This window comes from Amycolatopsis sp. GA6-003 (assembly GCF_046267895.1).
Lineage (GTDB): Bacteria > Actinomycetota > Actinomycetes > Mycobacteriales > Pseudonocardiaceae > Amycolatopsis.
On sequence record NZ_CP176499.1, the window covers coordinates 9,119,025 to 9,142,768 of the forward strand.

Here is a 23,744-nt window from a genome sequence, read left to right on the forward strand (position 1 = left end):
TGATTCGCTGACCTCCGTTCGGGTCCTCGGCGACGGTCGGTCGTGATCACGGGGCGGATCCGGCGCGGGCGCTCCGGAAGCGGAGGGTGAGCGGCCGGGCCCGGAGCCCGATCCCCTAGACTGAGCTGCCCGATGTGCACGTGCGGCGGCATGCCCGCGTGCCGCCGACAACACCAGTCCCAGCGGACGCCGAGGAGTCATGTCCGGAGCCACAGAACAGCCGGTCGACGTGCTCGCACCGGAGACCCTGCGCGCGGCGATCAAGGCGGCCGAGGACGCCTTCGCCGGCGCGGCCGACCTGGACGCGCTCGCCGCCGTCAAACCGGCCCATCTCGGGGACCAGTCGCCGGTGCTGCTCGCGCGCCGGGAGATCGCCGCGCTGCCGAAGCAGGAGAAGGCCGACGCGGGCAAGCGCGTCAACGAGGCCCGCCAAGCGGTCCAGTCCGCGTTCGACGCGCGCCGCGCGGCGTTGCAGGCCGAGCGCGACGAGCGCGTGCTCCGCGAGGAGGCCGTCGACGTCACGCTGCCGTGGGACCAGGTCCCGCGCGGCGCCCGGCACCCGATCAGCACGCTGTCCGAGCGCATCGCCGACGTCTTCGTCGCCATGGGCTACGAGGTCGCCGAAGGCCCCGAGCTCGAGGCGGAGTGGTTCAACTTCGACGCGCTCAACTTCGGCAAGGACCACCCGGCGCGCCAGCTGCAGGACACGTTCTACGTCGGCGAGGAAGGCTCCGGCCTCGTGCTGCGCACGCACACCTCGCCGGTGCAGGCCCGCAGCCTGCTGCACCGCGAGCTGCCGGTGTACGTCGTGTGCCCGGGCCGCACCTACCGCACCGACGAGCTCGACTCCACGCACACGCCGGTGTTCACCCAGGTCGAGGGCCTCGCCGTCGACAAGGGCCTCACCATGGCGCACCTCAAGGGCACGCTCGACGCGTTCGCCCGCGCGATGTTCGGCGAGAGCTCCAAGACGCGGCTGCGCCCGCACTTCTTCCCGTTCACCGAACCGTCGGCGGAGGTCGACGTCTGGTTCGAGGAGAAGAAGGGCGGCCCCGGCTGGGTCGAATGGGGCGGCTGCGGCATGGTCAACCCGAACGTCCTGCGCGCGTGCGGCGTCGACCCGGAGGTCTACTCCGGCTTCGCGTTCGGCATGGGCATCGAGCGGACCCTGCAGTTCCGCAACGGCATCCCGGACATGCGCGACATGGTCGAAGGCGACGTCCGGTTCACCCTTCCCTTCGGAACGGAGGCGTAGTGCGAGTCCCGGTGAGCTGGCTGACCGAGCATCTCGAAGTGGATGCCGACGTCACGCCGCAGGACCTGGCCGACGCCTTCGTGCGGATCGGGATCGAGGTCGACGAGCTGAGCGAGCTCGGCCCGGTGACCGGCCCGCTCGTGGTCGGCCGCGTCGCGGAGATCGAGGAGCTGACCGGCTTCAAGAAGCCGGTGCGGTTCTGCCGCGTCGAGGTCGGCGAGGAACCCGACCCGGAGCCCGACGACGCGGAACTGTCCGAAGAGGACGACGACGAGGACGACGGCCCGCTCGAGAACGAGGGCCCGCACGGCATCAAGACCCGCGGCATCATCTGCGGCGCGAGCAACTTCGCCGAGGGCGACCTCGTCGTGGTCGCGCTTCCGGGCGTGGTCCTGCCGGGCGGCTTCGAGATCTCCGCGCGCAAGACGTACGGCAAGATCAGCGACGGCATGATCTGCTCGGCGGCCGAACTCGGTCTCGGCGACGACCACAGCGGCATCCTCGTGCTCCCGCCGGGCACGGCGAGCCCGGGCGACGACGCGAAGGACCTGCTCGGCCTCGACGACACGGTCATCGAGGTCACGCCGACCCCGGACCGCGGCTACGCGCTGTCGATCCGCGGCCTGGCGCGCGAACTGTCGAACGCGCTCGACGTTCCGTTCGGCGACCCGGCGCTGCTCGACAACTTCCCGGAAGCCGAGGGCGAGGCGTGGCCGGTCCGGGTCGAGGACCCGGAAGGCTGCCCGCGGTTCGTGCTCCGCCGCGTCACCGGTCTGGACGCGACCGCGCCGACGCCGTGGCGGATCCGCCGCAGGCTGATGCTGGCCGGCATCCGTTCCATCTCGCTCGCGGTCGACGTCACCAACTACGTCATGCTCGAGCTGGGCCACCCGCTGCACGCGTTCGACACCGGCTCCATCCAGGGCGACCTGGTGGTCCGCCGCGCGAAGGCGGGGGAGAAGCTCACCACGCTCGACGACGTGGAGCGCACCCTCGACGCGGACGACATCGTGATCGCCGACGACAGCGGCGTCATCTCCCTGGCCGGCACGATGGGCGGGGCCAGCACGGAGATCACGCCGGAGAGCACGGACGTGCTGCTCGAGGCGGCGCACTGGAACCCGGCGTCGATCAGCCGCACCGCGCGCCGGCACAAGCTGTTCTCCGAGGCGGCGAAGCGCTTCGAGCGCTACACCGACCCGGCGCTGTGCGCGGCCGCGGTGGAACTCGCCGCGCGGCTGCTGCGCCAGTACGGCGACGGCGCGATCCGCCCGGGCCGCACCGACGTCGGCGGCGTCGCCCCGCACGCCCCGGTGACCATGCCGATCAACCTGCCCGACCAGGTCGCCGGCGTGCGCTACGATCGCGGCGTCACGGTGCGGCGGCTCGGCCAGATCGGCTGCAAGGTCCAGCTCAGCACGAGCGACCAGGGCGTCGGTCTCGTCACCGCGACCCCGCCGAGCTGGCGCGGCGACCTCGTGCAGCCCGCCGACCTCGTCGAGGAGGTCCTGCGGCTCGAGGGCTACGACAGCATCCCGTCGGTCCTGCCCGCCGCGCCCGCGGGCCGCGGTCTCACCGACGCGCAGCGCCGCCGCCGCGCGGTGTCCGGCGCGCTCGCCGAGGCGGGCTACGTCGAGGTGCGCCCGTTCCCGTTCGTCGGCGACGCGGTGTGGGACGCCTTCGGCCTGCCCGAGGACGACATCCGCCGCACCACCGTGCGCGTGCGCAACCCGCTCGAAGCCGACCGCGACCGGATGGCGACGACCCTCCTGCCGGGCCTGCTGGAGACGTTGCAGCGCAACGTTTCCCGCGGCCTGAAGGACGTGTCGCTCTTCCACGTCGGCCAGGTCGTGCTGCCGAAGCCGAACCAGCTCGAGGTCCCGGACCTCGGCGTCGAGCACCGCCCGAGCGACGAGGACCTCGCCGTGCTGGAGGCCGCCGTGCCCGCACAGCCGGTGCACGTCGCCGTCGTCCTCAGCGGCCAGCGCCCGCGCGCCGGCTGGTGGGGCAAGGGCGGCCAGGCCGGCTGGGCCGACGCCGTGCAGGCCGCGCGCCTGGTGGCCGAGGCGTCCGGCGTGCAGCTGACGGTGCAGGCCGCCGACCTGCTGCCGTGGCACCCGGGCCGCTGCGCCCAGCTGCGCGTGGGCGACTGGCCGGTCGGCCACGCGGGCGAGCTGCACCCGAAGGTCGTCGAGGCCCTCGGCCTGCCGCCGCGCACGGTCGCCATGGAGCTCGACCTGGACGCGATCCCGCTGCCCGACTCCCGTCCGGCGCCCAGCATCTCGGCCTACCCGCCGGTGCTGCTGGACGTCGCGCTGGTCGCCGGCACGGACGTCCCGTCCGCCGACCTCGCCGACGTGCTCCGCGAGGGAGCCGGCGAGCTGCTCGAGGAGATCACTCTCTTCGACGTCTACACCGGCGAGCAGCTCGGCGAAGGCAAGCGTTCCCTGGCGTACAAGCTCCGCTTCCGCGCCGCGGACCGCACCCTCACCGTCGACGAGGCCACCAAGGCCCGCGACGCCGCGGTCGCCGCTGCCGGCGAGCGCTTCGGAGCGACGCTCCGCGCCTGATCCGGCGCTCTCCCCGTCCCGCGCTCCGGCCACCGGCCGGTCAGCCGGGGCGGGGGAGCGCTGGTGTCATGGCACCCTCCTTTTCTTGTCTGGCACTAGGCAGCGCGCAGTGTCCGAGTTCGTGCTGTACCTGCCGCAGCGGCTCCTCGCGCTCGATCGCGTGCGTCGCGCAGGGGTGGCGAATGCGGGTGGATGGTGTCGCGCAACGGCTGCAGGCGCGTCGCGACGAACCGGGTTTTCGCTTCAGCTGAGGTGCTTCATCGCCTCCCGTGTGGACAGTGCGGACAATCCCGGGTGCGCTTTGACGAACGCGCGTACCCACTCCGGCTCGGCGCGCGCGTGATCCCGCAACGCCCAGCCGATTCCCTTGCGCAGAAAGAAATCCCGATCCTCCATGTTCGCCTCGATCGCGTCGGCGAGCAGTTGCTGGTCCACGTCGCCCTTCGCGCTGACCTGGCAGATCACCGCCGTCCGCCGGCGCCAGCGGTCAGCGTCGGTCATCCAACGGCGCAGAATCGGCGTGACCGTCGCCCGGTGCTCGCGCAGGATCGGCCCGACGCGGCGGATCGCGACCTCGTCGACGTAGTCCCACCACGCCCCGGTGACGATCAGCTCGTCGTACATCTCCAGCAGTTCCGGGCCCTGCCACCGCCGATAGGCGCGATGCCCGGACACATCGATCGCCGCGTACCGCTCCTCGCGGTACTCCGCTTCCCGCCACAACGCGAGCACGGTTTCCGCGTATGTCACTCGATCGGGCAGAACTTGCTCGGCCAGAACCGTCTTCATGAGTTTGGCGCGCGGCGGTTTCGGCACGCCGCGAAACGGCATCGCGGACTTCATGTATGCCTGCATTTCCGCTGCTTTGACCGGGTCGGCCAGTTCCGCCAGCCCGGTTCGCACCGCCGTGCGCAACGCTTCGCCCGCGTCCACTGAGGACCACCTCCGTCGTCTCGGATCCCGACGATCGGGGGACAGCGCGGCTCGTGTCGGGAAACGAGATTCTGCCGCGCAGCCGGTAGCTTCGACGAGCCCGGGTTGCCGTCGGACGCAAAGGACCACTGTGAGGAAAATCGTCACCGCGCTGGCCGCCGCCGCTCTCGCGGCCGGAACGCTGGCTGTCGCACCCGCCGCCACCGCGGCGCAGCCCGAAGCGCCGGGCTACGCGCCGCCGCCGATCAAGTGGGGACCGTGTTCCTCGCCGGGTCTCGTCAAGGCGGGAGCCGAATGCGGCTTCCTGGTGGTCCCGATGGACTACGCGCGGCCGTCGGGCGAGACGGTGCAGATCGCCGTCTCCCGGGTGAAGCACAAAACCGCGGAGTTCCAGGGCGTGCTGCTGGTGAACCCCGGCGGGCCGGGAGGCTCGGGGCTCGGGCTTTCGGTGCTGGGCCGGAACGTGCCCAAGCACGCCGGCGACAGCTACGACTGGATCGGCTTCGACCCCCGCGGAGTCGGCTCCAGCAAACCGGCCCTCACCTGCGACGGTAACTACTTCGCGCCCGTCCGTCCGGCTTACGTGCCGAAGACGCCGCAGCTGGAGAGCGCCTGGCGGACCCGCACGGAGGACTACGCCGAGGCCTGCGCGAAGAACGGCCCGCTGCTCGACCACATCAAGACCACTGACGTCGCGCAGGACATGGAAAGCCTCCGCAAGGCGCTGGGGCAGCAGCAGATAAACTACTACGGCTTCTCCTACGGCACTTACCTCGGGCAGGTGTACAGCACGCTGTACCCGGACCGGATGCGCCGGATGGTGCTCGACGGGAACGTCGACCCGCGCAAGGTCTGGTACGACGCCAACCTGGACCAGGACGTCGCCTTCGACCGCAACATCAAGATCTACTTCGACTGGCTCGCGAAGTACGACAGCGTCTACCACCTCGGCAAGACCGGCCCGGCGGTCGAGCAGCTCTGGTACGCGCAGCAGCGGAAGCTCGACCGCGCCCCGGCGGGCGGCGTGGTCGGCGGTGACGAGTGGACCGACATCTTCCTGCAGGCCGGCTACTACGTGTTCGGCTGGGAGGATATGGCCAAGGCCTTCGACGGCTGGGTGCACCGCGGCGACTGGCAGGCGCTGAAAGCGTTGTACGACAAGTCGAACGCGCCCGGCGACGACAACGGCTACGCGGTTTACAGCGCGGTGCAGTGCACCGATGCGCAGTGGCCCCGGGACTGGGAGCGCTGGCGCCGCGACGCGTGGGTCACCCACCTTCGCGCGCCTTTCGAAACCTGGAGCAACACCTGGTACAACGCGACCTGCCTGAACTGGCCCGCGAAGCCGGGCAAACCGGTGGAGATCGACGGTTCGAAGGCGAGCGGCGCGCTGCTGATCAGCGAGGAACTCGACGCGGCCACGCCGTACTCGGGCAGCCTCGAAGTGCGCAAGCGCTACCCGCGCTCGAGCCTGATCAGCGCGCCCGGCGGGACGACGCACGCCGGCTCGCTGTCCGGGGTTTCGTGCGTGGACGACCGGGTCGCCGACTACCTCGCCACCGGCGCCTTGCCGAAGCGGGTGCGAGCCGACCGTTCCGACGTCCAGTGCGCCGCGGTGCCGCAGCCGGTGCCGTCTCCGGTCGCGTCTGGCCCGCAGCAGAAGGCCGATGCCCAGGCGAAGGCCGCGGCGGAGGAGAGGCAAAGCCTGCTCGCCGGGCTGCTGCGTTTCTGACCTGTCGTTCCCGGTGCCCCGGTCTGGTCCGCCAGGCCGGGGCATTGTTCTTTTCCGCTGGTCCACCGATCCCCCTCGGTTGTTTTTCGGGTCGCCGGGGACGCTACGGCGAGGGTCTGACAATTTCGGACCGCAGTCACCCGATCGCGTTAAGTGATCGAAAATTGTCGGGGGTCGCGGATACCTTCGCGGCCATGACGATCATTCAGGAGCACCGGACCGAGGTCCGGTCAGGAGATGTCCAGTACCAGGTCGCTGTCATCACGCGCAGCGAGGACGGCGAGCCGGAGCGGGTCACGGTCACGGTCGGCGGCGAACGGCCGGACGGCGAACCCGTCGTCGAGGGCAGACTCGAACTCGACGTGACGTCCGTGGCGACCGTCGCGGAGCTGCTCGAGACGAGCCTGCGCACCTTCGCGGGCGGCGGTTCGCGGCGAAGATCGCGCGGACGCCCGGCTCAGCAGGGGCGGCCGTGGACCGACGAGATGGACGCGGAGCTGGAGGCCCGCTGGCTCGCCGGGGATTCGGTGGCCGAGCTGGCGCGGCATTTCAAGCGGACTCCCGGAGGGATCCGGGCGCGTCTGCCCCGGGTCGGCTGCGATCCGGAGCATCCGGGAAATCATCTGCCGACGCCGCCGAGTCTGCGCGAAGCGGAGGAGGGGGCGGACTGAGGAGTGCCCGCCGGGTTCGCGTGCCGCGGCGGGCCCGGCGTGGCGTTGCCTGTGCGCTGGAGCGGCGGTTCGCGCGCTGGCCGGACGGGGTTGGCGGAGGCCGGTTCGGGCGGTGAACGAGCTGTGGTGCCGGATGGTTCGGGAGGCTGGGTGCTCGGATGGGCAGCTGGCCTGGGCGGCGGTGGCCGGGGTGGCGGTGGCTTTGTGTGGCTGGGTGGCTCGGGTGGTGGTGCTGGTGCGGCTGGGCGGCCGGAGCGTGACGGCTGGTGCGTCCGGGTGGCTCGGAGTGTGGGCTGGTGCTGGGCGGCCGGAGTGTGGGGCTGGTGCGGCTGGGCGGCTCTGAGCGTGGTGGCTGGTGCGGCCGGGTGGCCCGGAGCGTGACGGCTGGTGCGGCCGGGGTGTGGTGGCTGGTGCGTCCGAGCGGTTTGGGCGGCGGTGACTGTGTGGCTAGGCGGCGTGTGCGATGAGGCGGCCTGGGCGGTCGCGGCTAGGTGGTCTGGGCGGCCGGGGGTCTGTGGCTGGGCGGATTGGGGCTGCCAGTGACGTGTGGCTGAGTGTCTGGTGACTGGAGAGGTTGGGTGAGCGGCTGGAGCGATTGGGCGATACGTGCCTCGGCGGCAGGGATGGCTCGGGTGGTCGAGCGGGCCCGTGCGGTCGAGCGGTCAGTGCGGTTGCGGTCCGGAGGGCCTCTGCAGCTGTACGGCGAGCGCGGCTGAGGGGCCGCGGCCCGAACAGGTCATGCGCTCGACGAGCCCGTGCCGCCGGGACGGGTGGCGGAAGAGTCTGCGCGGCGCAACGGCACGGCATGAGGGACGTCGTCGGTGCGCGGACGGGTCGGTGCCCGGGGCGATAGCCATCGACGGCCGGATGCGGTGCCGACGGCGGCGAGCGGAAGTCCCGCCACCGCTGGCTGCACCGCGGCACCGGCTGGTTCGGCTTGCCGAGACGGGCTTCGGCCTGCCAAGGCGACGGAAACCGCCTGAATACGGAGAAATACGGAGAAAATCCACGGAAGTCCTGGGGAGGGGACGGCCAGGGTGAGCAAACCCTCTTTGTTTGAGCTTGCACGCTCGTGCATAATCATTCGTATGACGGTGAAGATCGCGGTAGCCGGGGCCAGCGGGTACGCGGGCGGCGAACTGCTGCGCCTGCTCCTGACCCATCCCGAGGTCGAGATCGGCGCTCTCACGGCGGCGAGCAGCGCGGGGACGACGCTGGGCACGCACCAGCCGCACCTCGTTCCGCTTGCCGGGCGCGTGCTGCTCGAGACGAACGCGGAGACGCTCGCGGGCCATGACGTCGTGTTCCTGGCTCTGCCGCACGGCCACTCGGCCGAGATCGCGGCTCAGCTCGGGCCGGACGTGCTCGTGGTCGACCTCGGGGCCGACCACCGGCTCGCCGACGCGGCGGACTGGCGACGGTGGTACTCCGGCGAGCACGCGGGCCAGTGGCCCTACGGGATGCCCGAACTGCCCGGGGCGCGGGAGAAGCTCGTGGGGACGAAGAGGATCGCGGTTCCCGGCTGCTTCCCGACTGGCGGGTCGCTGGCGTTGGCGCCGGCGTTGGCGGCCGGGCTGATCGAGCCCGCGGTCACCGTGGTGTCGGTGACGGGGACGTCGGGTGCGGGCAAGAGCCTGCGGCCGAATCTGCTCGGGTCCGAGGTCATGGGCAACGCGAGTGCGTACGGCGTCGCTGGGGCGCATCGGCACACGCCGGAGTTCGTGCAGAACCTCTCCGCTGCGGCGGGCAAACCGGTGACCGTGTCGTTCACGCCGGTGCTCGCGCCGATGCCGCGCGGCATTCTCACCACCGCCAGCGCTCAAGTCATCGGCGACGTCGATGAGGCCGCCGTGCGCGCGGTGTACGAGAAGGCTTACGGCAGCGAACCGTTCGTCCAGGTCCTGCCCGAAGGGACCTGGCCGACCACCGCCGCGACGGTCGGTTCGAACAACGTCCAGCTCCAGCTCGGGATCGACGCCGGCGCGGGGCGGCTCGTCGTCGTCACGTCGATCGACAACCTCACCAAGGGCACCGCGGGCGGTGCCGTCCAATCGATGAACCTGGCGCTCGGCTTTCCCGAGGCCACCGGACTTTCCACCGTGGGAGTGGCACCGTGACCGTCACCGGACCGAAGGGTTTCCGCGCCGCGGGCGTCGCCGCCGGGATCAAAGCCTCCGGCGCGCTCGACCTCACGCTGGTCGTCAACGACGGCCCGCTCGACGTCGCGGCCGGCGTGTTCACCCGGAACGTGATCAAGGCCGCGCCCGTGCTGTGGTCGCAGGAAGTGCTGAAGCAGCAGAAGCTGAAGGCCGTCGTGCTCAACTCCGGCGGGGCGAACGCGGCGACCGGGCCGGGCGGGTTCCAGGACACCCACGCCACGGCGGAGAAGGTCGCCGAAGTGCTGGGCACCGGGGCGATCGAGGTCGCGGTGTGCTCCACCGGGCTGATCGGCGAGCGGCTGCCGATGGCCGCCGTTCTGTCCGGTGTGGACAGTGCGGTCAAGGCGCTGGACTCCAGCCCGGAAGCGGCGCTCAACGCGGCCACCGGCGTCATGACCACCGATACCAAGCCCAAGCAGGCGTTCGCCCAGCACGAATCCGGGTGGAGCGTCGGCGGATTCGCCAAGGGAGCCGGGATGCTCGCGCCGAACCTGGCGACGATGCTGTCCGTGCTGACCACGGATGCCGTGGCGGACAAGGAAACTCTCGACCGTGCGCTGCGCGCCGCCACGCACGTCACGTTCGATCGGCTCGACGTGGACGGCGGGACCTCGACGAACGACACGGTGCTCGTGCTCGCCTCGGGCGCGAGCGGGGTGGAGCCCACCGAAGCCGAGCTGACCGAGCTGCTCACCAAGGTCAGCCACGACCTGGTGCTGCAGCTGCGGGCCGATTCCGAAGGCGCCACCAAGGATGTCGACGTCACGGTGAAGGGCGCCGCGTCCGAGGCCGACGCGATCGTGGTGGCCCGGACGATCGCCGAGGACAACCTGGTCAAGACCGCGCTGTTCGGGTCCGACCCGAACTGGGGCCGGATCGCGATGGCGCTCGGCCGCGCGCCGGCGCACATCGACCCGGAAACGGTGTCGATCGCCATCAACGGCGTCACCTTGTTCGCGGGCGGCACGACGGCCGAGGACCGGTCGGCGGCCGACCTGTCCGGGCGGGCCATCGAGGTCGTCGTGGATCTCGGGGTCGGTTCCGGCGAGGCCACGATCTACACCACGGACCTGTCGCACGCGTACGTCGAAGAGAACAGCGCGTACTCGTCATGACGGATACCGGAAGGCTTGTCTCCGCGGACGAACGGCTCGCCAGCGCGGCCGAGAAGGCCGGGGTGCTGATCGAAGCGCTGCCGTGGCTGCAGCGGTTCCATGGCGCGACCGTCGTGGTCAAGTACGGCGGCAACGCGATGATCGACGAGCAGCTGAAGGCCGCGTTCGCCGAGGACATGGTGTTCCTGCGGCTGGCCGGGCTGCACCCGGTGGTCGTGCACGGCGGCGGACCGCAGATCAGCGCGATGCTCTCGCGGCTCGGCGTGCCGGGGGAGTTCAAGGGCGGCCTGCGCGTCACCACGCCGGAGACCATGGACATCGTGCGGATGGTGCTGGTCGGGCAGGTCAGCCGCGAGCTGGTCGGCCTCATCAACGCGCACGGGCCGTACGCGGTCGGCATCTCCGGCGAGGACGCGCGGCTGTTCACCGCCGAGCGCAAACAGGCCACTGTGGACGGTGAGCAGGTGGACATCGGCCTCGTGGGCGAGGTCGCCGAGGTGAACCCGGACGCGGTGCTCGACATCGTGAACGCCGGCCGCATCCCGGTGGTGTCCACGGTGGCCCCCGACGTCGACGGCGTGGTGCACAACGTCAACGCCGACACCGCCGCGGGCGCGCTCGCCGCGGCGCTCGGCGCGGAAAAGCTCGTGGTGCTCACCGATGTCGAAGGTCTTTACGCCAACTGGCCGGACCGGTCGTCGCTGATCGACCGGATCCCCGTCGACCGTCTCGAACGCATGCTGCCCGGCCTCGCCAGCGGCATGATCCCGAAGATGGAGGCGTGCGTGCGCGCGGTGCGCGGCGGCGTGCGCGGCGCCCACGTCATCGACGGCAGGCTCGCCCATTCGGTGCTGCTCGAGGTCTTCACCTCGCGCGGCATCGGGACCATGGTGCTGCCCGAGGCAGCGCCCTCCGGAACGGAGCACGCGTGACTACCCTCAAGTCCAATGCGGACGGTCAGCAGCACTGGCAGTCGGCCGTCATGGACAACTACGGCACTCCCGGCCTGACTCTCGTGCGCGGCGAAGGCGCGCGGGTGTGGGACGCGGACGGCGCCGAGTACGTCGACCTGGTCGGCGGCATCGCGGTGAACGCGCTCGGCCATGCCCATCCCGAGGTGGTGCGCGCGGTCACCGAGCAGATCTCGAAGCTGGGGCACACGTCGAACCTGTACGTGAACCCGGTTGCGGTCGAACTGGCCGAAACCCTTCTCGACGTCGCGGGCCTGACCGGGCAGGGCAAAGTCCTGTTCGTGAACTCCGGCGCGGAGGCCAACGAGGCCGCGCTGAAGATCACCCGGCTCACCGGACGCAGCAAAATCGTCGCGGCCGAAGGCGCGTTCCACGGGCGCACCATGGGCGCGCTGTCGCTCACCGGGCAGCCGTCGAAGCGCGAGGCGTTCGAGCCGCTGGTCCCGGGCGTCACGCACGTTCCGTACGGCGACGTCGAAGCCTTGCGGGCGGCCGTGGACGGCGAAACCGCGGCGGTCTTCTTGGAGCCGGTGCTCGGCGAAGCGGGCGTGATTCCGGCTCCGGACGGCTATCTGCAGGCCGCGCGCGAGATCACCAAGGCCGCCGGCGCTCTGCTCGTGCTCGACGAGGTGCAGACCGGGATCGGCAGGCTCGGCACCTGGTTCGGCTTCCAGCAGGCCGGGATCGTGCCGGACGTGATCACGCTCGCGAAGGGCCTCGGCGGCGGGCTCCCGCTCGGCGCGGTGATCGGCGTTGGCGCGGCGGGCGATCTGCTGAAGCCGGGCCAGCACGGCACCACCTTCGGCGGCAATCCGGTGTGCTGCGCGGCCGGGCTGGCCGTGCTGCGCACGATCGTCCGGGACGACCTGCTCGACCACGTTTCGGCGCTCGGCAAGGACATCGCGGCCGGCGTCGAGGCGCTCGGCCACCCGCTCGTCTCCGGCGTCCGCGGCGCGGGGCTGCTGCTCGGCATCGGCCTGAGGGAACCGGTCTCCGCGGCCGTCGCGAAGGCCGCGCAGGACGCGGGGTACCTCGTCAACCCGGTCGCCCCGGACACCGTCCGGCTCGCCCCGCCGCTCGTGCTCGACGAGCAGCAGGCGCACGGCTTCCTCTCCGCCCTCCCGGGCGCGCTCGACTCCACCACCACGAAGGAATCCGACTGATGCCCCGCCACTTCCTCCGCGACGACGACGTCACCCCCGCCGAGCAGGCCGCCCTGCTCGACCTGGCCGACCAGCTGAAAGCCGATCCGCTCGGCACCAAGGCGCTGGCCGGGCGCACGGTGGCCGCGATCTTCGAGAAGAACTCCACCCGGACCCGGTTCTCGTTCGAGGTCGGCATCAGCCAGCTCGGCGGGCATCCGGTGATCGTCGACGGCCGCTCGATGCAGCTCGGCCGCGAGGAGACCATCGAGGACACCTCGCGCGTGCTGTCCCGCTACGTCGACGCCGTCGTGTGGCGCACCTTCGCGCAAAAGCGCATCGACTCGATGGCGTCGGTCGCGTCGATCCCGATCGTCAACGCGCTCACCGACGAGTTCCACCCGTGCCAGGTGCTCACCGACCTGATGACCATCCGCGAGCGCAAGGGCAAGCTCGCCGGGCTCACGCTGACCTACCTCGGCGACGGCGCCAACAACATGGCGCATTCGCTGCTGCTCGGCGGCACCACCGCCGGGATGAACGTGCGCGTCGTGTCGCCGGAAGGCTTCCAGCCCGACCAGCAGGTGATGCTCGACGCCAAGAAGCGCGGCGAGGAAACCGGCGGCAGCGCGACGGTCTACACCGACGCGCACGAAGCCGTCGAGGGGTCGGACGTGCTGGTCACCGACACCTGGACGTCGATGGGCCAGGAGAACGACGGCCTCGACCGGGTCGGCCCGTTCCGCGCCCTGCAGATCAACGCCGAGCTGCTGAAGCGCGCCGCCGACGAGGCGATCGTGCTGCACTGCCTGCCCGCGCACCGCGGCTGGGAGATCACCGACGAGGTGCTCGACGGCCCGGCCAGCGCGGTCTGGGACGAGGCGGAGAACCGGCTGCACGCGCAGAAGGCCCTGCTGGTCTGGCTGTTCGGGCAGAACGGCCGATGACCAGCAGCCGGGTCGGGCGCCAGGCGCGGATCACCGAACTGGTGTCCACGATGGCCATCCGCAGCCAGACGGAGCTGGCGCGGCTGCTGGCCGCCGAGGGGATCGAGGTCACGCAGGCGACGCTCTCGCGCGACCTCGACGAACTCGGCGCGGTCAAGCTGCGCGGAGCCGACTCGGGCGCGCCGGTCTACGTCATCCCCGAGGACGGCAGCCCGGTCCGCGGCGTGCAGGGCGGCACTTCGCGGTTGTCCCGGCTGCTCGCCGAACTGCTGGTGTCGGCGGATTCGTCGGGCAACCTCACCGTGCTGCGCACGCCGCCGGGCGCCGCGCAGTTCCTCGCGAGCGCGATCGACCGGGCCGCGCTGGAAGAGGTCGTCGGGTCCATCGCGGGCGACGACACGGTCGCGGTCATCGCGCGCGAACCGTTGACCGGACGCGACCTCGCCGAGCGGTTCACCGCGCTCGCGCAAGGTTCGGCGGAAGGGGACGAGCCGTGACCCGGCGGGTCGTGCTCGCCTATCCGGGCGGGCACGGCTCCTCAGCCGCGCTGAAACTCCTTGCCGGACAACGTGAAGTGGTCGCGTTGGCGGCGGACTTCGGTGCGGGCGACGTCGATTTGTGCGCGCTGCGGCGGCAGGCGGTGGCGGACGGCGCGGCCGAGATCGTGGTCGCGGACGTCCGCGAGGAATTCGCCAGCGGCTACTGTTTGCTTGCCCTGCAAGCGAATGCGCTGGTCCTCGACCGGCACCCGCTGGTCGCCGCGCTGGCCCGGCCGTTGCTGGCGAGCCAGCTGGTCGCGACCGCGAAGGACCGCAACGCGTCGGCCGTCGCGCACGGCGGCGGGGGCGTGCTGTCCAGCATGATCGCGGCCCTCGCGCCGGACCTGGAGATCGTCGAACTCGGCGCCCCCGGCGGGCAGGAGCTGTCGACGAGCCGGACTTTGTGGGGGCGGGCCGCGAACGAGGGCTACCGCTGCACCGAGGACGCCGTGGCGAACCTCGGCATGCCGGACGAGGTCGTCGTCACCTTCGAACAGGGCGTGCCGGTCGCCGTGGACGGCGAGACGGTCAGCGTGGCCGAGGCGGTGCAGCGGCTCGGCCATCGGGCCGGAGTGCACGGCATCGGCCGGTTCGAGCTGGCGGGCGGCTACGACGCACCGGGCGCGGCGGTGCTGGTCACCGCGCACCAGGAACTGGAATCGGTCACCCTCGACCGAGATCTGGCGAGGTTCAAACACGGGGTCGACCGCCGGTGGGCCGAGCTGGTCCACGACGGATTGTGGTTCTCGCCGCTGCGCGAGCCGCTGGACGCGTTCGTCCGGCGGGCGCAGGAGCGCGTGTCCGGCGAGGTGCGGCTGGTGCTGCACGCGGGCAGCGCGGCCGTCGCCGGCCTCCCCGGGAGGCGGCTTCGCCCGGTCGGACGGCGGTACCGCCCGGCGACCGGGCAGACTCCGCTGGGGAGCACCCAGCATCCGAGCACCCAGGCGTCCTGAGACGCCGGACGAGAGAGGCAGAACGTGAGCGGGAAAGACCAGCCGGTGCAGCTGTGGGGCGGCCGGTTCGCCAGCGGGCCGGCCGAGGCGATGGCGGCGCTGAGCGCCTCGACCCACTTCGACTGGCGCCTGGCGCCCTACGACATCGCCGGATCGCGCGCGCACGCCCGCGTGCTGAACAAGGCGGGCCTGCTCACCGAAGCGGAACTGGCCGGGATGCTCGACGCGCTCGACACGCTGGCGCGGGACGTCGAATCCGGCGCGTTCACGCCGACGGTCGCCGACGAGGACGTGCACACCGCGCTCGAACGCGGGCTGCTCGAACGCGCCGGCGCCGAGCTGGGCGGCAAGCTGCGCGCCGGCCGTTCCCGCAACGACCAGGTCGCCACGCTGTTCCGGATGTGGCTGCGCGACGCCGCGCGCCGGGTGGTCGCGGGCACCCTCGACGTGATCGACGCCCTGGTGTCGCAGGCGTCCCGGCACCCGGACGCGATCCTGCCCGGCCGCACCCACCTGCAGCACGCGCAGCCGGTTCTCCTGGCGCACCACCTGATGGCTCACGGCCAGTCGCTGCTGCGCGACGTCTCGCGCCTGCGCGACTGGGACGCGCGCACCGCGGAATCGCCGTACGGCTCGGGCGCGCTCGCCGGTTCGTCGCTCGGCCTGGACCCGGAAGCGGTGGCCGCCGAGCTGGGCTTCGACACCAGCGTGGAGAACTCGATCGACGGCACCGCCTCGCGCGATTTCGTGGCCGAGTTCGCGTTCGCCGTCGCGATGCTCGCGGTGAACCTGTCGCGGATCGCCGAAGAGGTGATCATCTGGAACACCGCCGAATTCGGCTACGTCACGCTGGACGACGCGTGGGCCACCGGCAGCTCGATCATGCCGCAGAAGAAGAACCCGGACGTCGCGGAGCTGACCCGCGGCAAGGCGGGCCGGCTGATCGGCAACCTCACCGGCCTGCTCGCCACGCTCAAGGCCCAGCCGCTCGCGTACAACCGCGACCTGCAGGAGGACAAGGAACCGGTCTTCGACTCGGTCGAACAGCTGGAGCTGCTCTTCCCGGCGATCGCGGGGATGCTCGGCACGCTCACCTTCCACACCGACCGGCTCGCCGAACTGGCCCCCGCCGGGTTCACGCTGGCCACCGACATCGCCGAATGGCTGGTGCGCCAGGGCGTGCCGTTCCGCGTCGCGCACGAGGCGGCGGGGGAGAGCGTGCGGGTCGCCGAGGCGCGCGGCGTCGGGCTCGACGAGCTGACCGACGAGGAGTTCCAGGCCATCAACCCGGCGCTGACCCCGGCGGTGCGCGAGGTCCTCACCGTCGAAGGCTCGGTGCGCTCGCGGGACGCGCGCGGCGGCACCGCGCCGGACCGGGTCGCCGAGCAGCGGGAGCGCCTCGTCGAGCGCGTCGCGGCGCATCGGCAGTGGCTCAAGTGATCTGTCGCCGGGCCGCTGGTTAGGCTGGCGGCCTGACGAGGGGAGTGCGTGTGGACCGGCTGTTCCGGCGCGAAGAACTGGCACTGGACCCGGTCGACCTGGCTCGGCTGCTGCTCGGCGCCGTCCTCGAGGCCGACGGGCCCGAGGGCCGGGTCGGGGTGCGGCTCGTCGAGGTCGAGGCCTATCGCGGGCTCGACGATCCCGCTTCGCATTGCTACCGCGGGAAGACCCCGCGCAACGCGGTGATGTGGGGCCCGGCCGGGCACCTCTACGTGTATTTCGTCTACGGCATGCACTTCTGCGCGAACGTCGTCGGCACCGAGGACGGCCAGCCGGGCGCGGTGCTGCTGCGCGCCGGCGAGGTCGTCGAGGGCGCGGACATCGTGCGGAAGCGGCGGCCGAACGCGCGCGGCAACGGCGAACTCGCCAAGGGCCCGGCCATCCTCACCTCGGTGCTGGGCCTCGCCCGCGAGCAGAACGGCCTCGATCTCACCGACCCCGAGTCGCCGGTGCGGCTGCTCGTCGGCGAGCGCGTGCCCGCGGACAACGTGCGCACCGGCCCGCGCGTCGGCGTCGCGATGGCGATGGACACGCCGTGGCGGTTCTGGATCGACGGCTCACCAGCCGTCTCGACCTACCGCCGCGGCGGGAAACGCCGGCAGGTGCGACCCGCGGGATAGTCGTTTGACCTGGTGGGGGATCATCTACAGGTGTGAGTGAGCACATCCTTGACGAGTTGTCCTGGCGCGGCCTGATCGCGCAGTCCACCGACATCGACGCCCTGCGCCGAGAACTCGACCGCGGCCCGCTCACGCTCTATTGCGGCTTCGACCCGACCGCGCCCAGCCTGCACGCCGGCAACCTCGTCCCGCTGCTGATGCTCAAGCGGTTCCAGCGCGCCGGGCACCGGCCGATCGTGCTGGCCGGCGGCGCCACCGGGATGATCGGCGACCCCCGCGACAACGGGGAGCGCACGCTGAACACCCTGGACGTCGTCGCCGACTGGGCCGGGCGGATCCGCGGGCAGCTGGAGCGGTTCGTGGACTTCGACGATTCGCCGACCGGCGCGGTCGTCGAGAACAACCTCGACTGGACCGGGAAGCAGAACACGCTGGAGTTCCTGCGCGACGTCGGCAAGCACTTCTCGGTGAACGTGATGCTGAACCGGGAGACGGTGAAGCGCCGGCTCGAGGGCGACGGCATGTCCTACACCGAGTTCAGCTACCTGCTGCTGCAGTCGCAGGACTACCTGGAGCTGTACCGCAAGCACGGCTGCAAGCTGCAGGTCGGCGGCTCGGACCAGTGGGGCAACCTCGTCGGCGGGGTCGACCTGATCCGCCGGGTCGAGGGCGGCGCCGCGCACGCGCTGACCGCGCCGCTGGTCACCGACGCCGAGGGCCGCAAGTTCGGCAAGTCCACCGGCGGCGGGAACGTGTGGCTCGACCCGGAGCTGACCTCGCCGTACGCCTGGTACCAGTACTTCGTGAACGTCGGCGACGCCGACGTGCTCCGCTACCTGCGCCTGTTCACCTTCCTCGACCGCGAGGAGATCGACGCGCTGGCGAAGGACACCGAGGAGCGCCCGCACCTGCGTGCCGCGCAGAAGCGGCTGGCCGAGGAGTTCACGAACCTGGTGCACGGCGAGGACCAGACGCGCCAGGTCATCGCGGCGAGCCAGGCCCTGTTCGGCCGCGCCGAGCTGACCGACCTGGACGGCCCGACGCTCGACGCGGCCATGGCCGAGGTCCCGAACGGAAAGGTCGAGCCCGCCGGCGACGCGACGATCGTCGACCTGCTGCTCGCCGGGGGACTGGTGGACAGCAAGGGCGCGGCGCGGCGGACGGTGAAGGAGGGCGGCGCGTACGTGAACAACGTGAAGATCGCCGACGAGGAGTGGAAGCCCTCGGCTTCCGACGCGCTCCACGGTCGCTGGCTCGTGGTCCGCAAGGGCAAGCGCAACGTCGCCGGCGTGCGCGTCGGGGGCTGAGTTCCGCCCTGGGCCCGAAACAGGGGGTCTGACCTGCGGGAACGCAGTTAAGGGACCCCCCTGTTTCGGGCCCTTCCGGGGGGTGTAAAGTTCTTCAAGTCGCCAGGGAGACCGGGCGGCCGCCGGGACACGAACCAAGCTCTCGCCTCTAGGTGATTGAGTGGGTGTCCCACTACAAACTGCTAGGAATGACCGCTTCGGTCAGGCTCGCCCTTGTGGGGGTGGGTGTGATGCGGGGTGTGTTGCTTGAGAACTCAACAGTGTGCTAGTGAACTAAGCCAGTAGAGCTTATATGAAACCCCCTCGTCGGGGTTTCCTTTGAGAATGTGATTGAGAGTAGTCTCGATCGAACTGTTCATTGTTGGAGAGTTTGATCCTGGCTCAGGACGAACGCTGGCGGCGTGCTTAACACATGCAAGTCGAACGCTGAACCGGTTTCGGCCGGGGATGAGTGGCGAACGGGTGAGTAACACGTGGGTAATCTGCCCTGTACTCTGGGATAAGCCTGGGAAACTGGGTCTAATACCGGATACGACCACTGGGGGCATCCTCAGTGGTGGAAAGTTCCGGCGGTATGGGATGAACCCGCGGCCTATCAGCTTGTTGGTGGGGTAATGGCCTACCAAGGCGACGACGGGTAGCCGGCCTGAGAGGGTGACCGGCCACACTGGGACTGAGACACGGCCCAGACTCCTACGGGAGGCAGCAGTGGGGAATATTGCACAATGGGCGCAAGCCTGATGCAGCGACGCCGCGTGAGGGATGACGGCCTTCGGGTTGTAAACCTCTTTCGCCAGGGACGAAGCGAGAGTGACGGTACCTGGATAAGAAGCACCGGCTAACTACGTGCCAGCAGCCGCGGTAATACGTAGGGTGCGAGCGTTGTCCGGAATTATTGGGCGTAAAGAGCTCGTAGGCGGTTTGTCGCGTCGGCCGTGAAATCTCCACGCTTAACGTGGAGCGTGCGGTCGATACGGGCAGACTTGAGTTCGGCAGGGGAGACTGGAATTCCTGGTGTAGCGGTGAAATGCGCAGATATCAGGAGGAACACCGGTGGCGAAGGCGGGTCTCTGGGCCGATACTGACGCTGAGGAGCGAAAGCGTGGGGAGCGAACAGGATTAGATACCCTGGTAGTCCACGCTGTAAACGTTGGGCGCTAGGTGTGGGCGACATTCCACGTTGTCCGTGCCGTAGCTAACGCATTAAGCGCCCCGCCTGGGGAGTACGGCCGCAAGGCTAAAACTCAAAGGAATTGACGGGGGCCCGCACAAGCGGCGGAGCATGTGGATTAATTCGATGCAACGCGAAGAACCTTACCTGGGCTTGACATGCGCCAGACATCCCCAGAGATGGGGCTTCCCTTGTGGTTGGTGTACAGGTGGTGCATGGCTGTCGTCAGCTCGTGTCGTGAGATGTTGGGTTAAGTCCCGCAACGAGCGCAACCCTTATCCTACGTTGCCAGCGCGTCATGGCGGGGACTCGTGGGAGACTGCCGGGGTCAACTCGGAGGAAGGTGGGGATGACGTCAAGTCATCATGCCCCTTATGTCCAGGGCTTCACACATGCTACAATGGCTGGTACAGAGGGCTGCGATACCGCGAGGTGGAGCGAATCCCTTAAAGCCGGTCTCAGTTCGGATCGCAGTCTGCAACTCGACTGCGTGAAGTCGGAGTCGCTAGTAATCGCAGATCAGCAACGCTGCGGTGAATACGTTCCCGGGCCTTGTACACACCGCCCGTCACGTCATGAAAGTCGGTAACACCCGAAGCCCATGGCCCAACCCGCAAGGGAGGGAGTGGTCGAAGGTGGGACTGGCGATTGGGACGAAGTCGTAACAAGGTAGCCGTACCGGAAGGTGCGGCTGGATCACCTCCTTTCTAAGGAGCACAACACATCCATGCTCCCGGGATACCCGGGCCAAGGGCATGGGGTGGCCGGAGTTCAAAACCCGCACGCGGTTTTGCTCTGGTTGCTCAAGGAATTGTGGAACTACTGGTTATCGCCGGCGACGGTGGATGATGTTCCTGCTCAGTACTGCGGCTTGCCGCGTGGAACGGGGGAGCGGAGTCCGGGTGGTCGGGTGTTCACTGCGCACTGTTGGGTCCTGAGGCAACACACGTTGTTTCTGGTGTGGTGTTTGAGAACTGTAGAGTGGATGCGAGCATCTTTGTGGTCAAGTTGTTAAGGGCACATGGTGGATGTCTTGGCTTCAGGAGCCGATGAAGGACGTGGGAGGCTGCGATATGCCTCGGGGAGCTGTCAACCGAGCTGTGATCCGAGGATTTCCGAATGGGGAAACCCAGCACCAGTGATGTGGTGTTACCCGCCGGTGAATATATAGCCGGCGTGGAGGGAACGCGGGGAAGTGAAACATCTCAGTACCCGCAGGAAGAGAAAACAAAAGTGATTCCGTGAGTAGTGGCGAGCGAAAGCGGAAGAGGCTAAACCGATTGCATGTGATACCTGTCAGGGGTTGTGTGGTCGGGGTTGTGGGACCTGTCTTCTCAGAGCTGACACTCTGGGCGTGATGCGGCATGGTTAGCGGAACCGTTTGGGACGGCGGGCCGGAGCGGGTGAGAGCCCCGTACGCGAAAACTGTGTTTGTGTTGTGTGGCGGTGTTCCCGAGTAGCAGCGAGCTCGTGGAATTTGCTGTGAATCTGCCGGGACCACCCGGTAAGCCTAAATACTTCCTGGAGACCGATAGCGGACGAGTACCGTGAGGGAAAGATGAAAAGTACCCCGGGAGGGGAGTGAAAGAGTACCTGAAACCGTGTGCCTACAAGCCGTCAGAGCCTTCGGGTGATGGCGTGCCTTTTGAAGAATGAGCCTGCGAGTTAGTGCTGCGTGGCGAGGTTAACCCGGGTGGGGTAGCCGTAGCGAAAGCGAGTCTGAATAGGGCGATACAGTCGCGTGGTCTAGACCCGAAGCGGAGTGATCTACCCATGGCCAGGGTGAAGCGACGGTAAGACGTCGTGGAGGCCCGAACCCACTTAGGTTGAAAACTGAGGGGATGAGCTGTGGGTAGGGGTGAAAGGCCAATCAAACTCCGTGATAGCTGGTTCTCCCCGAAATGCATTTAGGTGCAGCGTCGCGTGTTTCTTGCCGGGGGTAGAGCTACTGGATGGTCTAGGGGCCTTACCGGGTTACCGAAATCAACCAAACTCCGAATACCGGTTAGTGAGAGCGCGGCAGTGAGACGGCGGGGGATAAGCTTCGTCGTCGAGAGGGAAACAGCCCAGAACACCAGCTAAGGCCCCTAAGTGTGTGCTCAGTGGGAAAGGATGTGGGATTGCCCAGACAACCAGGAGGTTGGCTTAGAAGCAGCCACCCTTGAAAGAGTGCGTAATAGCTCACTGGTCAAGTGGTCCTGCGCCGACAATGTAGCGGGGCTTAAGCACACCGCCGAAGCTGTGTCATTGACACAATAGATCGACGTTCGTCCTTGAGGCGGGCGTCCAGTCGTGTTGATGGGTAGGGGAGCGTCCTGCATCCAGGGAAGCGGCCGCGGAAGCGAGTCGTGGAGGGTGCGGGAGTGAGAATGCAGGCATGAGTAGCGAATGCAGAGTGAGAAACTCTGCCGCCGGATGACCAAGGGTTCCTGGGCCAGGCTAATCCGCCCAGGGTAAGTCGGGACCTAAGGCGAGGCCGACAGGCGTAGTCGATGGACAACGGGTTGATATTCCCGTACCCGAGCATGTGCGCCCATGGCGAGGCGGTTGACACTAACCACCCGAAGCCGCGGACGATGTCTTCGGACGGAGTTCGTGTGTGGAGCGTGGGACCTGATTCCGTAGTAGTCAAGCGATGGGGTGACGCAGGAAGGTAGCTCCGCCAGGCGATGGTTGTCCTGGTGTAAGCGTGTAGGCCGTCATGTAGGCAAATCCGCATGGCATATAGGCTGAGACGTGATGCGTAGCCGTTTGAGGCGAAGTGGGTGATCCTATGCTGTCGAGAAAAGCCTCTAGTGAGTGCATGCACGGCCCGTACCCCAAACCAACACAGGTGGTCAGGTAGAGAATACCAAGGCGATCGGGTGAACTGTGGTTAAGGAACTCGGCAAAATGCCCCCGTAACTTCGGGAGAAGGGGGGCCAAGCACCTTGAAGTCCCGTGCGGACGGAGGGGTGGTTGGCCGCAGAGACCAGCGGAAAGCGACTGTTTACTAAAAACACAGGTCCATGCGAAGTCGCAAGACGATGTATATGGACTGACGCCTGCCCGGTGCTGGAACGTTAAGAGGACCGGTTAACTCACTTTGTGGGTGAAGCTGAGAATTTAAGCGCCAGTAAACGGCGGTGGTAACTATAACCATCCTAAGGTAGCGAAATTCCTTGTCGGGTAAGTTCCGACCTGCACGAATGGCGTAACGACTTTCCGGCTGTCTCGACCACAGGCCCGGCGAAATTGCATTACGAGTAAAGATGCTCGTTACGCGCGGCAGGACGGAAAGACCCCGGGACCTTTACTATAGTTTGGTATTGGTTTTCGATTCGGCTTGTGTAGGATAGGTGGGAGACTGTGAAGCTCGGACGCTAGTTCGGGTGGAGTCGTTGTTGAAATACCACTCTGGTCGGATTGGGAATCTGAACCTCGGACCATGATCTGGTTCAGGGACAGTGCCTGATGGGTAGTTTAACTGGGGCGGTTGCCTCCTAAAGGGTAACGGAGGCGCCCAAAGGTTCCCTCAGCCTGGTTGGCAATCAGGTGTCGAGTGCAAGTGCACAAGGGAGCTTGACTGTGAGACAGACATGTCGAGCAGGGACGAAAGTCGGGACTAGTGATCCGGCACCTCCTGGTGGAAGGGGTGTCGCTCAACGGATAAAAGGTACCCCGGGGATAACAGGCTGATCTTGCCCAAGAGTCCATATCGACGGCATGGTTTGGCACCTCGATGTCGGCTCGTCGCATCCTGGGGCCGGAGTAGGTCCCAAGGGTTGGGCTGTTCGCCCATTAAAGCGGCACGCGAGCTGGGTTTAGAACGTCGTGAGACAGTTCGGTCCCTATCCGCCGCGCGCGCAGGATACTTGAGGAAGGCTGTCCCTAGTACGAGAGGACCGGGACGGACGGACCTCTGGTGTGCCAGTTGTCACGCCAGTGGCATGGCTGGTTGGCTATGTTCGGAAGGGATAACCGCTGAAGGCATCTAAGCGGGAAGCCTGTTCCAAGATGAGGTATCCCACCCCTTTGCGGGTTAAGGCCCCCAAGAGACGATTGGGTTGATAGGCCAGAAATGGAAGCACAGTAATGTGTTGTCGAGTTGACTGGTACTAATAGGCCGAGGACTTGCCCACGAAGATGTTGCGCATCCACTCTACGGTTCTGAAACACC

At 68.4% G+C, this 23,744-nt stretch carries 15 protein-coding genes and 2 rRNA genes; 16 read left to right on the forward strand and 1 reads right to left on the reverse strand.

The window, feature by feature from the left end:
• Window positions 1–199: 199 nt before the first annotated feature.
• Together pheS and pheT are read left to right on the forward strand one after the other, a co-directional pair.
• Window positions 200–1,255, forward strand: coding sequence for a phenylalanine--tRNA ligase subunit alpha (gene pheS, locus F9C12_RS41240; RefSeq protein ID WP_409179729.1), 1,056 nt, complete (start codon window positions 200–202; stop codon window positions 1,253–1,255).
• Window positions 1,255–3,825, forward strand: a complete 2,571-nt coding sequence (gene pheT, locus F9C12_RS41245; protein WP_409464077.1) for a phenylalanine--tRNA ligase subunit beta — start codon at window positions 1,255–1,257, stop codon at window positions 3,823–3,825. Before pheS ends, pheT begins: the two co-directional genes overlap by 1 nt.
• Window positions 3,826–4,068: 243 nt before the next feature.
• On the opposite strand, the gene F9C12_RS41250 is transcribed toward pheT, so the two are convergent.
• A complete protein-coding gene (locus tag F9C12_RS41250) occupies window positions 4,069–4,758 on the reverse strand; it encodes a DNA alkylation repair protein (protein ID WP_409464078.1) in 690 nt (229 codons plus the stop codon).
• A 130-nt stretch (window positions 4,759–4,888) separates the two neighbouring features.
• Between F9C12_RS41250 and F9C12_RS41255 the strand changes: the two genes are divergently transcribed.
• From F9C12_RS41255 to F9C12_RS41320, 14 genes are all read left to right on the forward strand, one after another.
• Entirely contained in the window at window positions 4,889–6,490 is a 1,602-nt protein-coding gene (locus F9C12_RS41255) for an alpha/beta hydrolase (RefSeq protein ID WP_409464079.1), read from the forward strand.
• A 194-nt stretch (window positions 6,491–6,684) separates the two neighbouring features.
• Window positions 6,685–7,161, forward strand: coding sequence for a helix-turn-helix domain containing protein (locus tag F9C12_RS41260; protein WP_409464080.1), 477 nt, complete (start codon window positions 6,685–6,687; stop codon window positions 7,159–7,161).
• A gap of 1,088 nt (window positions 7,162–8,249) precedes the next feature.
• Window positions 8,250–9,278 carry an N-acetyl-gamma-glutamyl-phosphate reductase gene (gene argC / locus F9C12_RS41265; protein ID WP_409464081.1) on the forward strand — a complete coding sequence of 343 codons (1,029 nt, stop codon included), beginning with the start codon at window positions 8,250–8,252 and terminating at the stop codon, window positions 9,276–9,278.
• Window positions 9,275–10,435 carry a bifunctional glutamate N-acetyltransferase/amino-acid acetyltransferase ArgJ gene (gene argJ / locus F9C12_RS41270; RefSeq protein WP_409179735.1) on the forward strand — a complete coding sequence of 387 codons (1,161 nt, stop codon included), beginning with the start codon at window positions 9,275–9,277 and terminating at the stop codon, window positions 10,433–10,435. The genes argC and argJ overlap by 4 nt, the downstream gene beginning before the upstream one ends.
• The gene (gene argB / locus F9C12_RS41275; RefSeq protein ID WP_409464082.1) at window positions 10,432–11,367 is read left to right on the forward strand and encodes an acetylglutamate kinase; all 936 of its coding nucleotides are present in this window, start codon (window positions 10,432–10,434) and stop codon (window positions 11,365–11,367) included. The genes argJ and argB overlap by 4 nt, the downstream gene beginning before the upstream one ends.
• A complete protein-coding gene (locus tag F9C12_RS41280; protein WP_409464083.1) occupies window positions 11,364–12,569 on the forward strand; it encodes an acetylornithine transaminase in 1,206 nt (401 codons plus the stop codon). The genes argB and F9C12_RS41280 overlap by 4 nt, the downstream gene beginning before the upstream one ends.
• The gene (argF, locus tag F9C12_RS41285; protein WP_409179738.1) at window positions 12,569–13,495 is read left to right on the forward strand and encodes an ornithine carbamoyltransferase; all 927 of its coding nucleotides are present in this window, start codon (window positions 12,569–12,571) and stop codon (window positions 13,493–13,495) included. The genes F9C12_RS41280 and argF overlap by 1 nt, the downstream gene beginning before the upstream one ends.
• Entirely contained in the window at window positions 13,492–13,992 is a 501-nt protein-coding gene (locus F9C12_RS41290) for an arginine repressor (RefSeq protein ID WP_009079593.1), read from the forward strand. The genes argF and F9C12_RS41290 overlap by 4 nt, the downstream gene beginning before the upstream one ends.
• Entirely contained in the window at window positions 13,989–14,987 is a 999-nt protein-coding gene (locus tag F9C12_RS41295) for an argininosuccinate synthase domain-containing protein (RefSeq protein WP_409464084.1), read from the forward strand. Before F9C12_RS41290 ends, F9C12_RS41295 begins: the two co-directional genes overlap by 4 nt.
• 24 nt (window positions 14,988–15,011) lie before the next feature.
• Window positions 15,012–16,427: an argininosuccinate lyase gene (argH, locus tag F9C12_RS41300; RefSeq protein WP_409464085.1), complete on the forward strand. Its 1,416-nt coding sequence runs from the start codon at window positions 15,012–15,014 to the stop codon at window positions 16,425–16,427.
• A gap of 44 nt (window positions 16,428–16,471) precedes the next feature.
• Window positions 16,472–17,107 (forward strand): DNA-3-methyladenine glycosylase, encoded by a 636-nt coding sequence (locus tag F9C12_RS41305; protein WP_409179741.1) that lies wholly within the window; start codon window positions 16,472–16,474, stop codon window positions 17,105–17,107.
• A gap of 32 nt (window positions 17,108–17,139) precedes the next feature.
• Window positions 17,140–18,414, forward strand: coding sequence for a tyrosine--tRNA ligase (tyrS, locus tag F9C12_RS41310; protein WP_409464086.1), 1,275 nt, complete (start codon window positions 17,140–17,142; stop codon window positions 18,412–18,414).
• Window positions 18,415–18,772: 358 nt separating this feature from the next.
• Window positions 18,773–20,292, forward strand: a 16S ribosomal RNA gene (locus F9C12_RS41315).
• 294 nt (window positions 20,293–20,586) lie between these two features.
• Window positions 20,587–23,706 (forward strand): 23S ribosomal RNA (locus tag F9C12_RS41320).
• Together the 16S and 23S rRNA genes form the textbook arrangement of a ribosomal RNA operon.
• Window positions 23,707–23,744: the final 38 nt, after the last annotated feature.